Below are 14154 nucleotides of genomic sequence, written 5' to 3' on the forward strand. Positions count from 1 at the left end.
ACGGCTCGGTACGCCGGTCGTGCTGCCCGGTACGCAGCCCGTGGACCCGGCCGGGTGGCGTCCGTTGATCTACAACTTCCGCCACTACCAGGGCGACACACGCCCTGCGGGCTCGGCCCCGAGCTGGGACACGGTTTCCGCACGCAGACGCCCCGTTGAGCCGCCCCCACCGGGCACGACCGGCCGGTCAGACCCCGCACTGCGAGGCGAACGGGCCGCGAGCGGGGGCCCCGGGGGCGAACGGCCCGTGCGCGCGTCCCCCGGGGGCGAACGGCCCGTGCAGTGCGGCCCATTGCAGCAGCATGATCGTCTTGCCGTCGGCGACGCGCCCGTCGCGGGTCATGGCGAGGGCTTCGGCGAAGGGCACTTCCAGGACCTCGATGTCCTCCCCTTCCGCTTCCACTCCGCCACCGGCTCCGGTCCGGCCGGCCGCCGTGTACGGGGCGGCGAAGAAGTGGAGCCGTTCGGTGACGGAACCGGGGCTCATGTAGGCGTCGAAGACGTGCGTGAGCGGGCCGAGCGTGACACCGAGCTCTTCGGCCGCCTCGCGCCGGACGGCGGTGAGCGGGTCGTCCTGGTCGAGCAGCCCGGCGGCTGCCTCGACGAGCATGCCGTCCGGGTGGTCGTTGACGTACGCGGGATAGCGGAACTGCCGGGTGAGCAGGACGAGGCCGCGCTCCGTGTCGTACGGCAGGACGGCGGCGCCGTTGCCCCGGTCGTACGTCTCGCGCTGCTGGGTCTCCCAACGCCCGTCGCGGCGGCGGTAGTCGAAGGTGGTGCGGCGCAGGACGTGCCAGCCCTGGGAGGTGAGTTCGACGGCCTGGACCACAACGTCAGGATTGCGGTCCAGGCCGCGACCCGCCCGGTCGAGGCCTCTGCGGCCCCGATGGTCGGGGGTATCGATGCCGGGGCGGGCGGTCATGCGGCCCCCTGCTCCTGCTCGCCCGGCGTACGGCGGGGGATCTCGCTCGCCTCGAAGTAGACGGGCAGGCCGCGGCCCCGGGCGGTGGCGACGTCCTGGTCGGCCCCGGCGGACTCACCGGGTAGGCGGAGTACGGCGTCGCAGTGCGCGAGCAGGCGGTGGGCGGTCGGGTAGAGGACCTCGTCCGCCAGCGGGTCGGTGGGGCCCGCACCGGCGGAGCGCAGTACGGGCAGGGCGATCCACTCGCCGATGACGGGAACGTGCCCGGCGGCGAAGACCGGCCAGGCGGCGGCTTCGAGACGGGCGAGGTTGTCGGCCATGGCCTGCGGGTCGCCGCCGGTGCCGGAGCGGTACGGGCCCGCTATCAGGACGAGCATGGGCTTGTCGGTCATCGTGCTGGTCATGACGGCTACACTACATGCAGAAACGTGCAAGAACAGGAGAGAGTGTGCATGCTGGCTGCTGAACGACACGCCCATCTGCTCGGTCTGCTCGCCCGCGAGGGCAAGATCGTCGCCAAGGACGTCGCCGCGGAACTGGGGATCTCCGAGGACAGCGTCCGGCGCGATCTGCGCGACCTCGCGGCCCAGGGGCTGTGCCAGCGGGTCTACGGCGGCGCGTTGCCCGTGTCCCCCGCGGTGGTCGACTACGAGGCCCGGCGGAGCGTGGCTTCGGAGGGCAAGGCGAAGGTCGCCTCGGTCGCCGCAGGCCTGGTACGGCCGGGCGGCTCGCTCATCCTCGACGGCGGCACCACGGCCCTCGCCGTCGCCCGCGCGCTCCCCGCGGATCTCGCCTGCACCGTGATCACGCACAGCCCGACGATCGCGGTGGCCCTGCTCGACCACCCGCGCGCGGAGCTCTTCCTGCTCGGCGGCAGCGTCTTCAAGCACTCGGCGGTCACCTGCGGCGCGGCGGCGGTCGAGGCCGCGCAGAACGTCTCCGCCGACCTCTGCCTGCTCGGCGTCACCGGCGTCCACCCCGAGGCGGGACTGACGACCGGGGACGCCGAGGAGGCGGCGATGAAGCGGGCCCTGTCGGCGCGGGCCGCGGACACGTACGTCCTGGCGTCCTCCGAGAAGATCGGCACCGCCTCGCAGTACCGCGTCCTCCCCTGGGAACGGGTAACCGGGCTGATCACCGACGCCGGTCCCGGCAACGCGGTGGTCCAGCGGCTCGTGACGGAGACCGGGGTGGAGATCCTGACGGCGGGGTGACGGCCGGGCGGGTCAGGCGAAAGCGGGCGGGCCGGAAGCCCCGCTGCGGGCCGAGGACGCCTCGGGTCCGGATACCGACGCGCACGGCATGGTGCGTCGGGAGTCGGGCGGCATCGCCCGGCGGCCGGATCCGTCGGCGCCCCGGGGAGGGTCCTTGACGCCAACACCGCTGCACGGGAATGTCGTTGCACAACTCTGTGCAACTGATCCGTGGGGAGCACGTGATGGCGTTACGGTTCATCGGGATCGACCCGAACACCGGCGGGGAGGGTTCACCGACGGTATGGGTCGAGGAGGAGAACGCGGACCTGGTCCTCCAAGGCGAGGAAGCGGACGACCTCCTCCAAAGCCTTGTTGCCTCCACCGAGTGGGTGGCCGGCCACAAGAGGGGTATCCCCACGCACGAGCGCGTGATCCGTATCCCGGTCCGCATGGTGCCGATTCTGAGGGAGGCGTGCGATGCCGCTGAACGCGCAGACGCTGAGCACCGCGACGTTCGCTGAGCTGCTCGCCGACACCTGCCGCACAGCGGTGCACCTGGAAATGCGCGACGTGTACGCGATCGGTGACGAGCACGAGGACTTCGAGACCTTTCTGCGCACCGGCGTCCCGAACCTGGATCCCGCCCGCTCATTCTGGCCGCAGTGGACGCCGCTTGTCGTCGACGCGGTTGCTCGCGGAGTCGTGATGCGGCGAGCGCGGATCGTCTCCGAACCGGTCACGGACTACATCCGCTACGAACACGCCATCACCCCCCTCAACCTGCGGGCCGGAGAGGAGGTGCGCTGGCTGCCCCGCCGCCTTGCATCCGACATCGCCCTGCCCGGCAACGACTTCTGGCTCTTGGACGGCAGGCTCGTGCAGTTCCACCACTTCACCGGCAGCGGCGACTGGGCGACGGACGGCAAGGAACGCACCACCGACCCCGCCGCGACCGCACTGTGCGCGACCGCCTTCGAAACAGTGTGGGAGCGCGGCATCCCGCACGAGAAGTACACCGTCTGAGCTCCTGAGTAGCCCACATGCCTGCATCGCCGTCGTCCAGTGCACAAGCAGCCCGTGAGGCGCTCGCTGTGCGGTTGCAGCATCTACGCAGGGAAGCCGGTCTCACCGGGAAGGAACTCTCCGCCAGGTGCGGCTGGCATCCCTCGAAGAGCACCCGCATCCAGAAGGGCGAGGCTCCGCCCTCCGACGCCGACATCCGTAGGTGGTGCGCGGCGTGCGGCGCCGACGACCAAGCCGACGATCTCATCGCCACCGCCCGAGCGGTCGACTCCATGTACGTGGAGTGGCGCCGCCTGCACCAGGGCGGAATGCGCCGTGTCCAACAGCACTGGAACAACCTCCACGAGCGCACCCGCACCTGCCGGGTCTACGTCTCCAACGTTCCACCCAGGTCGTTGCTGTGGCGTTCACCACCGCCGGGCTGAATCGGCTGGAAGCCATCCACCACCCCGACAACCAGAACTCCGGACGGGTCCTGACCAAGGCAGGGTTCATCCACGTCGGCGTGCGCAACCAACGTGCGTGGGACGGGACCACCGCGCCGTACGAGCTGTACGCCCGACAGCGCAACAGCACCTGAGGCTTCCGACACGTCGGAACAAGAAAATCGCCGGGCCGAGGAGTCCCCCCACGTGTCAGCGGCGCCCTGCGACGGGACCCGATCACCGGGACCCGGTGCGACGGGACCCGGTGCAATGGGATCGGGTCGTCCGTGTCCTGGCAGATGGGGACAGGGCGCTTCGGGATTCCAAAAGCTTGAAAGAACGTGGGAAAGAACCCAACCCAACCCCCTCCCCACCCAGCGCTTCGAGGGCCGACCGGTGCCCCTCGGCGCGTCCTCACCCGGACGGGTGACTTTGGGTGGCTCAGCTGGATTTCCGTCCGGTCGGGGGGCATACGCTCCCCCCAACAACAGGGGCATCCGCCCCACACCGGACATAGGACGGCCCCCGCCGGGACTGGCATCCCGATCGAGGGCCTGACCAACCAGGAAGAAAGCAGTCTTCCCAATGGATAGGCAGAAGCCTAGCGCGCGCCCGCGCGCCCAGACAGTGGTCGTCGACCGCAGCCGCACCCGGACTTCCGGGCTGTCGCACGTGACCCTGCCGCTCACCAGCGAGTTCGTGGTGGTCAGCAACCATCTGGCGCAACACCCCGAACTGTCGCTCGTGGCGATCGGCATCTCGGTCCACATCCAGTCGCTGCCACCCGGGCGACGCGTGGGCATCAAGGGGCTCGCCGAGCGCTTCCAGGAGGGCGCCGAGACCATCGCACGGGCCATGCGCGAGCTGGAGCGGTGCGGGTACCTGGACCGGCCCCGGGACCGTGTCGGCGAGGGCCGGTTCATGACGCGGACGATCGCGTACAACCACCCCGACGCCGCCCTGCACGAACGGGCCGCGCAAAAAGCCGCGGCCGAGGTCGGGGGCGCCGAACGGAAGGCTTCCGGCGGGGCGGTTCTCGGGCGGAGGTCCGCCACCGTCCCGCAGCAGCGGGCGGGCGCCCCGGCCGCCGGACGGCACTTCGGCACCCGGACCGCACCGGGACGGCGTGGTGCGCCGCAGCGTCCCGTACGGGCGATGTGCACGGCGGCGGACGCGCTGCGGGAGCTGTGGGAACCGGAGGCGACCACCGAAGGGCCGACCACCGAGGGGCCGACCACCGTGGAGGCCGCTGCTGCGGGGGTGGCCGCCCAGGTGCCGCAGGAGACCGGACCCGTAGCGCACCTACCCGGCCCGGCGCCGCAGGAGCAGCCCGTGGCCGCCTCCGTGACGCAGGACCCGCAGCCCGGCCCCGTACCTGATCCGCCTGCCGTACCTGATCCGCCCGCCGTACCTGACGTACCTGCCGCAGCAGAACCTGTGGCCGCCGCGCCCGACGCCCCGTCCGCCGTACCTGATACGGCAGTTGCCGTTCCCGACGCCTCCACCATCCGTGCCGCGCTCCCCCGCCCCGCACCGCCGTCCGCTCCCTCGGCCGCCGAGCTGGAGCGGTACGCCACCGCCGTCGAACTGCTCAGCGGGCTGCGGGGCAAGGACGCGCGGCTGACGCTCAGCGAGAAGGACGTGGCGAAACTCGCGCCGTCCGTGACCCTCTGGCTGGAGCGCGGGGTGGAGCCGGACACCCTGCACCGGGCGCTCCTGGGCGAGCTGCCTCCGGTCGTGAAGTACCCGGTCAAGTTCGTCGGCCGCCGACTGATCGACCGCCTGCCCCCGCCGCTGCCCAGGAACAGTCACGACCACGGGCACGGGCACGGGCACGGACATGGGCACGATCGCCGGGAGGCCCCCCGCGGCTCCGCCGTCCCGCCCCTGCAGAACTGCGACGCCTGCGACCGGGCGTTCCGCTCCGCCGATCCGGGCCGCTGCCCCGGCTGCCGGTCCTGAGCCGGTCGACGCCGCCGCCCGGCCGGACCCGCGTCACCGCCCCGCCCGGCCGAAATCCCGTCGCCTCGCCGCCCCGCCGCTGCGTAGAGTGACGGTCGCTTTTCCACCGGACCGGGGGGCCGACCACACCATGCGTACGCACTATCCGCGCACCCCGCACCTGCCCTGGTCGCCGGGCGCCACCTCGGACGACGTACGGGTGGCGGACCTGGCGGCGCTCGCCGGGCGGGAGGTCGTCGTGACGGAGAAGCTCGACGGCGAGAACACCACGCTCTACGCGGACGGGCTGCACGCCCGTTCGCTGGACTCCGCCCACCACCCCTCGCGGGGCTGGGTGAAGGCGCTCCAGGGGCGGGTGGGTTCCCGCATACCGGTGGGATGGCGGGTGTGCGGCGAGAACCTGTTCGCGCGGCACTCGATCCCGTACGACCGGCTGGACGGCTTCTTCTACGGCTTCTCCGTCTGGGACGGCGACCGCTGCCTGGACTGGGACCGCACCACCGCGTTCCTGCGCGGGCTGGGCATCCCCGTACCGCCGGTGCTCTGGCGCGGGGTGTTCGACGCGCGGGCGGAGAAGGCGCTGCGGAAGACGGCGCTCGACACCGGGCGGCAGGAGGGGTACGTGGTCCGGCCCGCAGCGGCCTTCGGGGCCGACGAGTTCGGGCGGGTGGTCGCCAAGTGGGTGCGGCCCGGGCACGTGACGACGGACACCCACTGGATGCACGCGGCGGTCGTCCCGAATGCGCTGGGCCCGTCCGCCGCCCTGTGGAACGTACGTTCCGGCGGCTCGGTCGACGCGGACGCCCTGTGCGAAGCGCTCTCGCCCGGTGCGCGGGAGGACACCGCGCCCGACGCCCGTACGGCCCACGTCATGGGAGCCGACGTCGTGGGCGCCGACGGCTCCGCGCCCTTCGGCGACGAGCGGCTGGCCGGAGTCCTCGCGGGGCTGCTGCACCGTGACCGCCGGACCTCGATCGCGCCCCGGCTCGCCCCGGTCGTCGGGCTGCCGCTGGCCGTGCGGACCGCCGATCTGGTGGGGCTCCACCGTGCGCTGCACCGGCCGTACCCGGACGAGGAGCGCCGGACCGGGCTGACCCGCATGTCGTGGGCGGCCGGTCTGCCGGCCCTGCACGCGCTGGCGGCGGCCACCGCGCCCACGGACGAGGCGCGCGGCCACGTCGAGTGGTCCGCGCTCCACGCCGAGGAGGTGCGCGAGCCCGCCGGGCTGCACGAGGTGTTCGACGGTCTGGAGCCGGACGCGGCCGACCGCTGCCGGGCGCAGGCCCGCGAGGCGTACGCGCTGGGGCGGATCTCGACCGCCGAGGAGGCGGTCGCCGCGACCTGGCGGCTGAGGTCCGGCGACTTCCCGCGCCTGGTGCTCGTGTGCGGGCCGTCCGGCAGCGGGAAGAGCACGTACGCCCGCGAACTGCCCGGCGTCACCACCCGCGTCGCCCTCGACGACCTGCGCGAGGCGCGCGGCGACCGGGCGGACCAGAGCGCCGACGCCGAGGTGCTGCGGGAGGCGCTGGAGCGGCTGGACCGGGCGCTGGACCCCCGTACGACGACGGTCTGGGACGCGACCTCGCTCACCCCCCGGCAGCGCTCGCTGGTGCACGCCGCCGCCGCGCGCCGGGACGCGATGGTCACGCACGTGGTGGCGGTGGTGGGCGCGGAGGAGCTGGCCCGGCGCAACACCCGCCGTACCCATCCCGTACCGCCACGGGTGCAGGAGGCGCAGCTGCGGCGGTACGTCCCGCCCTACCCCGGCGAGGCGCACCGGACCTGGTACCTGGGCACGAGCGGGACGGTGGAGGCGAGGGCCTGATGCGGACGAGCGACGAGATCTACCACCGGATCCGCTGGGACGCCCGTTTCGATCCGGCGCGGTTCACGATCGGGGTGGCGCAGCGCGGCCGGGAGCCGAAGCGGGTGCCGTTGCCGCGCTTCACGCCGGGCGGGGAGGTCCCCTGGCACCGGGTGCTCTTCTTCGAGGCGGACGGCGAGACGGTGTGGGACCGCGCCTGTGGCCTGGACCGGGTGGACACGGCGGAGGCCGGGCGGGTGCGCGAGGCGAGGTCGCTGCCGTCGCCGTACTTCGCCGCCCGCACCCCGCACGCCTTCGACGGCCGGACCTGGGCACCCGCCCCCGGCCCCGGCGAACTCGCCCCGCTTGCACCCGGGTTGACCGTGCTGACGTGGAACACGCTCTGGGACCGGTACGACTCCGAGCACATCGCCACCGACCGCCGCCGCCCGCTCCTCCTCGACGCGCTGCGGGCCGCCGACGCGGACGTGATCGCCCTCCAGGAGGTCGAACCGCCCCTGCTGGACCTGCTGGCGGGCAGCGTGTGGGTCCGGGAGGAGTACGTGTTCGGCGCCGCCGTGGACGGGCGGGACGTCGCAGACTGCGGGCTGCTGCTGCTCAGCCGCCTGCCGGTGCGCGAGGCGGGGTGGCACCCGCTGGGGCGGCACAAGGCGGTCGCGGCGGTCGTCGTGGAGACGGCGGACGGGCCCGTCACCGTCGCGGTGACCCACCTCAGCAGCGACCACTCCCCCGAGGGGGCCGCCCGCCGCGACCGCGAACTCGCCGACCTCGCGACGGGGTTGACGGACCTGGCGGGAGACCTCCTGGTGGTCGGCGACTTCAACGACGGCGGCCCGAACCCGCAGTCCCGGCTCGGCCTGACGGACGCCTGGGCGGCGGTCCACGGCCCGGACGACCGGACCCCCACCTTCGACCCCTCGGCGAACCCGCTGGCCGCCGTGGGCTCGCTCACCGGCCGGGTCTCACGGCTGGACCGGGTCCTCCACCGCGCGGCGCGGCTGCGCCCGGTGGCGGCCTCTCTGGTGGGCGACGATCCCGACGCGACCGGGCTGTACGCCTCGGACCACTTCGGCGTACGCGTCGAACTGGCCCCGGCCGGGGCCGAAACGGCCCCCGGGGTCGGCGAGTCGGTGCTCCGCCGCGTGGCGGGGGCGTTCCCCGGCGGAAGCGTCCGGCTCGTCGGTTCGCGGCGGATCGGCGGTGCGCTGCCCGGTGCGGACGTGGACCTGGTGGCGGCGCTGCCCGCCCCCGTCGGTGCCCGCGCGCTGGCGCGCCGGCTGCCGGACGCCGAGGAGGTGTGCGAGGTGGTGGGGGCCCGGGTCCCCGGCCTGCGTTTCCGGCTCGACGGCGTACGGGTGGACCTGGTGACGGTCGTCCCGGACCGGGTCCCCCCGGCGGAGGCGGTCGAGCGGCGCGCGGAACTGGGCGGCGCGGCGGCCGTCGCGCTGAGCGCGGTGAGCGACGCGGAGGCGGTGTGCGCGGCCACGGCCCCGTACCGGAGTGCCTTCACCGGGCTGGTCCACGACGTGAAGGCGTGGGCGCGGGCGCGCGGGCTCGACTCGGCCCCGAGCGGCGGGTTGCCGGGCCTGGCGTGGACGGTGCTGGCGGTCCGGACGGTGTCCGCGGCGGGGGCGGGGGCGGTGAGACCGACGCGTACGGCGCTGCTCCGGCGGTTCTTCGCCCAGTGGGCGGCGTGGGACTGGGACCGGCCGGTGGCGTGCGCGGGCGGCCCCGAAGTTCCCCGCACCGGTGCCGCCGCCGTCACGATCCTGACGCCGACCGCCCCTGTACGTTCCTGCTCCACGCAGGTGTCGGCGGCACGCCGGGACCTGCTGGCCGAGGAGCTGTACCGGGCGTGGGAGGTGCTGGAGGCGACGGCGGACGCCGAGCCCGTCCCGTACGCCCGGCTCTGCGCCCCGCCGCCGCTCCACCTGCGCCACGCCGCCTGGGCGCTGGTCTCCGTCCGCGAGGGCGCGGACGAGGGCCGCTTCCGGGGACGGCTACTGGCGCTCCTCGACGCCCTCGCCCGGTCCGGCTCCCCCGACACCCACGCCTGGCCCCACCCGGTCGCCGGGGGCGCGGACGCGGGGTTCGTCCGGTACGCCGTCGGGCTCGGCGCCACGCCCCCGGACGCGCAGCGCCTCACGGAGATCGGCGCGGAGATCCTGCGCGGACTGCCCGGCGCCGGGGTGAGCCGGACGCCGGCGCCGCCCCCGCTGGGCTGAGGCACGCGGGACGCCGTTCGCCCCGGTGCCCACCGGCCTCCCGCCCGCCGCCCTCACGCGCCGCCCTTCTCCGCTCGCGTGGCCGACTTCCACGACCGGACGCAGGATGGATGTCCCGGGGGGAGTGGTGCTGCTACGGCTCCGACAGGAGAAGAACGATGAGCAACGGCGTGTACCTGGCCTACGACTATCCGGTCCTCGGCGCCTTCTGGACCGCGATGTGGGTCTTCATCTGGGTTCTGTGGCTGGTGCTCCTCTTCCGGATCATCGCCGACATCTTCCGCGACGACGACATGAGCGGCTGGGCCAAGACCCTCTGGCTGCTCATCGTGATCGTGCTGCCGTACATCGGCGTCTTCGCGTACGTCATCGCCCGGGGCCGGGGCATGGGCAGCCGCGAGCACAAGCACGCGAAGGAGCAGCAGCACGCGTTCGAGACGTACATCCGCGAGACCGCGGGCGGCTCCGCCACCCCGGCCGAGCAGCTGGCCAAGCTCTCCGAGGTACGGGCGCGGGGCGACATCTCCGACGAGGAGTTCGAGCGGGCCAAGGCGAAGATCATCGGCTGACGCCCGCCGCACGGCGACACCGCCGGGCCCGGTCCCCTCCCCCACACGGGGTTCGGAACCGGGCCCGGCGCCGTGCGCGGCTCAGCCCTTGGCCCACTCCGCCACCGTGACGACCTCGGCCTGCCTCGGGAACACCTTCTCCGTCAGGACCCGGTGCACCTCGGGGTCACCGTCCGCGCAGGCGTCCGAGAGGACGGTGAGCCGGTAGTCGAGGTCCGCGGCCTGGCGCACGGTCGACAGCACCACCCCGCTGGTGGCGATACCGGCGAGGACCAGGTGGTCGAAGCCTCCGGCCCGCAGCACCATGTCGAGGTCGCTGCCCGCGAAGGCGCTCACCCGCCGCTTGACGACCACGACGTCCTCCGGGCGGGGCTCCACCCGGGGGTGGATCGGGTTGGGGTCCACGCCCGCGGGCGCCGCCCGGCGACCGGCCAGACCGGCGAACATCTTGTTCCGCGGGTGGATCTCGGGAGCCCCGGGACGGAACCCGACCGTCACATGGATGACCTGCGTCCCCCCGCTCCGGGCGTGATCGACGGCCTCCTCCACCCGGTCCAGGTAATCCGGCCCGGCAAGCCGCTCGACGATGAGCTTCTGGACGTCCATGATCAGCAGGGCGGTGCGCTCGGACATCGGGTTCCTTCTCTCGTGCGGGGGCCGGCAGCGTGCGACAACCAGGCTCGACGTGGTCCGGTGGGGACCGAGGGGACCGACAGGGATCCGCAGCCGGCCGTCGGGGCGACGGTACTGCGCTCCCCCGCTCAACTCCCCGCAGGGGTGGCCTAGATACTTGACGGATGAACAACAGCACCACCGCCGTCGCCTGGGCCCTGCGCCCCGCGCTCCCCGGCGACCTGGAGACCATCGCGGACCTGCGCGCCGAGGCCATGCGGCCGGACCTGGAGCGCCTCGGCCGGTACGACGACCACCGCGTACGCCAGCGGCTGCGCGACGCCTGGGCGCCCGAGCACACCTCGGTCATCGAGGTCGACGGAGCCTTCGCCGGAAGCGTGACCCTGCGGCCCATCGAGCAGGGCCGCTGGCTGGAGAACTTCTACATCGCCCCCGAGATCCAGGGGCGCGGTGTGGGCGGCGCGGTCCTGCGCTCGCTGCTCACCCGCGCCGACGAGGCGGGCGCGGAGGTCCGGCTGATCGTCGTCCAGGGCAGCGCCGCCCGCCCGCTGTACGAGCGGCACGGCTTCGTCGAGGAGAAGCAGGACCCGATCGACGTGTACATGGTCCGCCGACCGGTCCGTAACGCCTCGGCGGCCGTCACCGGCTGACGACGCACCCCTCGGCGGCCGTCACCGGCTGACGACGTACCCCTCGACTCCTCTCCGTACCCCGCGGGAGTCCGGTGCGCGGGGCGGCTCCGGTCCGGGCGCGGACGCGTGGATGGACCCGCCCGGATCATGGGCAGGCTCCCGCCGCCCGCGCTTCGCGCCCCCGGCGACCAGGGCAACCGGAATCACAGGTTCCAGCCACGTACGTGCGTACGAATCGGGCTACTGTCGCGGGGAGCGAGTCAAGGAGAAGCATGAACACCCGCATCCGGACCGGTGCACTCGTCGGCGCAGCCTCCGCCCTGCTGCTGGCCACCGCCTGCTCGGCCGACGGAACCACCCCCTCCGTCTCGGTCGAGGGCAAACTCGGCACGGCGGAGATCAAGGGGAAGCCGCGCAGGGTGGTCGCGCTCGACAGCGCCAGCGCCGACATCGCGCTCTCGCTCGGCTTCACGCCGACGGCCATGCCCGCGGCCGACGAGGGGGTGTCCGGCGGCATCACGCCCTGGACGAAGAGCGCCCTCTCCGGCAAGCAGCCCCACCTGCTCCCGGCCCACGGCGACGTGGTCGCCGAGGTCGCCTCGTACAAGCCCGACGTGATCCTGGCGACCCGGGACCGCGCACTCGACCCCGTCTACGCGAAGCTCTCCGCCATCGCGCCCGTCGTGCACTACGTCAAGGGCCCCGATGCCGACCCCTGGCAGACGAGCACCCGCGTCATCGCCAAGGCGCTCGGCGTCAAGGACCAGGGCGACCAGCTCATCAGCGCCGCCGAACAGACCACCCTCGACGCCCGCGCGGCCTTCCCCGCCATGACCGGCACCCGCTTCAACCTGCTGGTCTCCCCCATGCCCCACGGCGTCGGCGCGGTGAAGTCGCGCGAGGACACCTCCACCCGCGTGCTGCGCAGGCTCGGGATGAAGCTCAACGAGCTCACCGCCCTGCTGCCCGACTCCAGCAACCCGGCCCGCGCCTACCTCGACTACGCCGACGTCGGCCAGGCCGACACCGACATCGTCTTCGCCGCCGGTACGACCGACGCCCTCGCCACCCTGGAACGGACCCCCGCCTTCCGGAAGATGCCGGCGGTCGCCGAAGGCCGGTACATTCCGCTGACCCCGGCCCTCGCCCAGGCCCTCGCCGAACCGACCCCGCACAGCGTCGAATGGGCCGTCGCGGAACTGGCCCCGAGGATAGGCGCGGCGGCCATGGCGGCCCGGCGGTAGCGCCGCCTCCCGCCCGTCGGGCCCGCGCCGGCCCGGCGAACCCCCGCAGAAAGAATCCCCCCGGACAAGAAGAAGGGCCCCGTCCCACCGCTCGCGCGGCGGGCCGGGGCCCTTCTCGGTGCTCAGTGAGGAGCAACCAGGTCAGACTCCCAAGTAATTACTTGAGGATCTTGGTGACCTGGCCGGCGCCCACGGTCCGGCCACCCTCACGGATGGCGAACTTCAGGCCCTCTTCCATGGCGACCGGCTGGATCAGCACGACGTTCATGACGGTGTTGTCGCCCGGCATGACCATCTCGGTGCCCTCGGGAAGGGTCACAACGCCCGTGACGTCCGTGGTACGGAAGTAGAACTGCGGGCGGTAGTTGTTGAAGAACGGGGTGTGACGGCCACCCTCGTCCTTCGACAGGATGTAGGACTGGGCCTCGAACTCGGTGTGCGGCGTGACCGAACCGGGCTTGATGATGACCTGGCCGCGCTCGACGTCCTCGCGCTTGATGCCACGGAGGAGCAGACCGACGTTCTCACCGGCCTGGCCCTCGTCGAGCAGCTTGCGGAACATCTCGATGCCGGTGACCGTGGTGGTGGTCTTCTCCTGCTTGATGCCCACGATGTCAACGGTCTCGTTGACCTTCAGGACACCACGCTCGATGCGGCCGGTGACGACGGTGCCACGACCGGTGATCGTGAAGACGTCCTCGATCGGCATCAGGAACGGCTTGTCGACGTCGCGCTCGGGCTGCGGGATCGACTCGTCGACGGCGGCCATCAGGTTCAGGACCGACTGGCCCCACTCCTTGTCGCCCTCGAGCGCCTTGAGCGCCGAGACCTTGACGACCGGCAGGTCGTCGCCCGGGAACTCGTACTCGGAGAGGAGCTCACGGACCTCGAGCTCGACGAGCTCCAGGATCTCCTCGTCGTCCACCATGTCGGCCTTGTTCAGGGCGACGACGATGTACGGAACGCCGACCTGGCGGGCCAGGAGCACGTGCTCCTTGGTCTGCGGCATCGGGCCGTCGGTGGCGGCGACCACGAGGATGGCGCCGTCCATCTGCGCGGCACCCGTGATCATGTTCTTGATGTAGTCCGCGTGACCCGGGCAGTCGACGTGCGCGTAGTGACGCGACTCCGTCTGGTACTCGACGTGCGCGATCGAGATCGTGATACCGCGCTGGCGCTCCTCGGGAGCCTTGTCGATCTGGTCAAAGGCCGAGGCCTCGTTCAGGTCGGGGTACGCGTCGTGCAGCACCTTGGTAATGGCGGCCGTGAGGGTCGTCTTACCGTGGTCAATGTGACCGATGGTGCCGATGTTGACGTGGGGCTTAGTCCGCTCGAACTTCGCCTTCGCCACTGGGTCCTCCTGGGGAGTGGTTCTGTACGCCTTGCTTCATCGGCGCCAGGTGATCTTTGCTGGGATGCCGGAGCCCGGGGCATCCACCGCCTCCGCTCGCGCGGTGACGGTGAATGCCCACCAGGCTCCGGTGACAAGCCTAAAGCG

General features: G+C 72.8%; 14 protein-coding genes and 1 pseudogene. 11 read left to right on the forward strand and 4 right to left on the reverse strand.

What is annotated here, in order from left to right:
* Window positions 1–187: 187 nt before the first annotated feature.
* Both ACFWEE_RS10030 and ACFWEE_RS10035 read right to left on the reverse strand, forming a co-directional pair.
* The gene (locus tag ACFWEE_RS10030; protein ID WP_386888034.1) at window positions 188–922 is read right to left on the reverse strand and encodes an NUDIX domain-containing protein; all 735 of its coding nucleotides are present in this window, start codon (window positions 920–922) and stop codon (window positions 188–190) included.
* The gene (locus ACFWEE_RS10035; protein ID WP_386888190.1) at window positions 919–1314 is read right to left on the reverse strand and encodes a DUF4406 domain-containing protein; all 396 of its coding nucleotides are present in this window, start codon (window positions 1312–1314) and stop codon (window positions 919–921) included. Before ACFWEE_RS10035 ends, ACFWEE_RS10030 begins: the two co-directional genes overlap by 4 nt.
* A 60-nt stretch (window positions 1315–1374) precedes the next feature.
* On the opposite strand from ACFWEE_RS10035, the gene ACFWEE_RS10040 reads away from it, so the two are divergent.
* From ACFWEE_RS10040 to ACFWEE_RS10080, 9 genes and pseudogenes are all read left to right on the forward strand, one after another.
* Window positions 1375–2136 (forward strand): DeoR/GlpR family DNA-binding transcription regulator, encoded by a 762-nt coding sequence (locus tag ACFWEE_RS10040; protein WP_386888036.1) that lies wholly within the window; start codon window positions 1375–1377, stop codon window positions 2134–2136.
* A gap of 224 nt (window positions 2137–2360) precedes the next feature.
* Entirely contained in the window at window positions 2361–2639 is a 279-nt protein-coding gene (locus ACFWEE_RS10045; protein WP_386888192.1) for a hypothetical protein, read from the forward strand.
* Window positions 2596–3141 carry a DUF6879 family protein gene (locus ACFWEE_RS10050; protein WP_386888038.1) on the forward strand — a complete coding sequence of 182 codons (546 nt, stop codon included), beginning with the start codon at window positions 2596–2598 and terminating at the stop codon, window positions 3139–3141. Before ACFWEE_RS10045 ends, ACFWEE_RS10050 begins: the two co-directional genes overlap by 44 nt.
* Window positions 3142–3158: 17 nt before the next feature.
* Window positions 3159–3530, forward strand: a pseudogene (locus tag ACFWEE_RS10055) (helix-turn-helix domain-containing protein); the annotation flags it as partial.
* 11 nt (window positions 3531–3541) lie between these two features.
* The gene (locus ACFWEE_RS10060) at window positions 3542–3721 is read left to right on the forward strand and encodes a GNAT family N-acetyltransferase (RefSeq protein ID WP_386888040.1); all 180 of its coding nucleotides are present in this window, start codon (window positions 3542–3544) and stop codon (window positions 3719–3721) included.
* A gap of 430 nt (window positions 3722–4151) precedes the next feature.
* Window positions 4152–5528 carry a hypothetical protein gene (locus ACFWEE_RS10065; RefSeq protein ID WP_386888041.1) on the forward strand — a complete coding sequence of 459 codons (1377 nt, stop codon included), beginning with the start codon at window positions 4152–4154 and terminating at the stop codon, window positions 5526–5528.
* Window positions 5529–5658: 130 nt separating this feature from the next.
* Window positions 5659–7353 carry an RNA ligase family protein gene (locus tag ACFWEE_RS10070; RefSeq protein WP_386888043.1) on the forward strand — a complete coding sequence of 565 codons (1695 nt, stop codon included), beginning with the start codon at window positions 5659–5661 and terminating at the stop codon, window positions 7351–7353.
* Entirely contained in the window at window positions 7353–9578 is a 2226-nt protein-coding gene (locus ACFWEE_RS10075) for an RNA repair domain-containing protein (protein WP_386888045.1), read from the forward strand. The genes ACFWEE_RS10070 and ACFWEE_RS10075 overlap by 1 nt, the downstream gene beginning before the upstream one ends.
* Before the next feature lie 158 nt (window positions 9579–9736).
* Window positions 9737–10147, forward strand: coding sequence for an SHOCT domain-containing protein (locus ACFWEE_RS10080; RefSeq protein ID WP_386888047.1), 411 nt, complete (start codon window positions 9737–9739; stop codon window positions 10145–10147).
* Between the two features lie 81 nt (window positions 10148–10228).
* On the opposite strand, the gene ACFWEE_RS10085 is transcribed toward ACFWEE_RS10080, so the two are convergent.
* Window positions 10229–10780, reverse strand: a complete 552-nt coding sequence (locus ACFWEE_RS10085; RefSeq protein ID WP_386888048.1) for a cysteine hydrolase family protein — start codon at window positions 10778–10780, stop codon at window positions 10229–10231.
* Window positions 10781–10944: 164 nt separating this feature from the next.
* Here ACFWEE_RS10085 and ACFWEE_RS10090 point away from each other — a divergent pair, with 164 nt between their 5' ends.
* Entirely contained in the window at window positions 10945–11430 is a 486-nt protein-coding gene (locus ACFWEE_RS10090) for a GNAT family N-acetyltransferase (RefSeq protein WP_386888050.1), read from the forward strand.
* A gap of 254 nt (window positions 11431–11684) precedes the next feature.
* A complete protein-coding gene (locus tag ACFWEE_RS10095; protein ID WP_386888052.1) occupies window positions 11685–12656 on the forward strand; it encodes an ABC transporter substrate-binding protein in 972 nt (323 codons plus the stop codon).
* Between the two features lie 157 nt (window positions 12657–12813).
* Here ACFWEE_RS10095 and tuf read toward each other — a convergent pair whose 3' ends face one another.
* Window positions 12814–14007: an elongation factor Tu gene (gene tuf, locus ACFWEE_RS10100; protein ID WP_327176205.1), complete on the reverse strand. Its 1194-nt coding sequence runs from the start codon at window positions 14005–14007 to the stop codon at window positions 12814–12816.
* Between the last annotated feature and the right edge of the window lie 147 nt (window positions 14008–14154).

This window comes from Streptomyces sp. NPDC060184 (assembly GCF_042728795.1).
Classification (GTDB): Bacteria; Actinomycetota; Actinomycetes; order Streptomycetales; family Streptomycetaceae; genus Streptomyces.

What these genes read in the sequence shown, in the direction of transcription:
- ACFWEE_RS10095 (WP_386888052.1), top strand. Translation starts at nt 11,685, where the DNA reads ATGAACACCCGCATCCGGACCGGTGCACTCGTCGGCGCAGCCTCCGCC.
- ACFWEE_RS10035 (WP_386888190.1), bottom strand. Translation starts at nt 1,314, where the DNA reads ATGACCGACAAGCCCATGCTCGTCCTGATAGCGGGCCCGTACCGCTCC.
- ACFWEE_RS10065 (WP_386888041.1), top strand. Translation starts at nt 4,152, where the DNA reads ATGGATAGGCAGAAGCCTAGCGCGCGCCCGCGCGCCCAGACAGTGGTC.
- ACFWEE_RS10050 (WP_386888038.1), top strand. Translation starts at nt 2,596, where the DNA reads ATGCCGCTGAACGCGCAGACGCTGAGCACCGCGACGTTCGCTGAGCTG.
- ACFWEE_RS10075 (WP_386888045.1), top strand. Translation starts at nt 7,353, where the DNA reads ATGCGGACGAGCGACGAGATCTACCACCGGATCCGCTGGGACGCCCGT.
- ACFWEE_RS10085 (WP_386888048.1), bottom strand. Translation starts at nt 10,780, where the DNA reads ATGTCCGAGCGCACCGCCCTGCTGATCATGGACGTCCAGAAGCTCATC.
- ACFWEE_RS10040 (WP_386888036.1), top strand. Translation starts at nt 1,375, where the DNA reads ATGCTGGCTGCTGAACGACACGCCCATCTGCTCGGTCTGCTCGCCCGC.
- ACFWEE_RS10045 (WP_386888192.1), top strand. Translation starts at nt 2,361, where the DNA reads ATGGCGTTACGGTTCATCGGGATCGACCCGAACACCGGCGGGGAGGGT.
- ACFWEE_RS10090 (WP_386888050.1), top strand. Translation starts at nt 10,945, where the DNA reads ATGAACAACAGCACCACCGCCGTCGCCTGGGCCCTGCGCCCCGCGCTC.
- ACFWEE_RS10030 (WP_386888034.1), bottom strand. Translation starts at nt 922, where the DNA reads ATGACCGCCCGCCCCGGCATCGATACCCCCGACCATCGGGGCCGCAGA.
- ACFWEE_RS10080 (WP_386888047.1), top strand. Translation starts at nt 9,737, where the DNA reads ATGAGCAACGGCGTGTACCTGGCCTACGACTATCCGGTCCTCGGCGCC.
- ACFWEE_RS10070 (WP_386888043.1), top strand. Translation starts at nt 5,659, where the DNA reads ATGCGTACGCACTATCCGCGCACCCCGCACCTGCCCTGGTCGCCGGGC.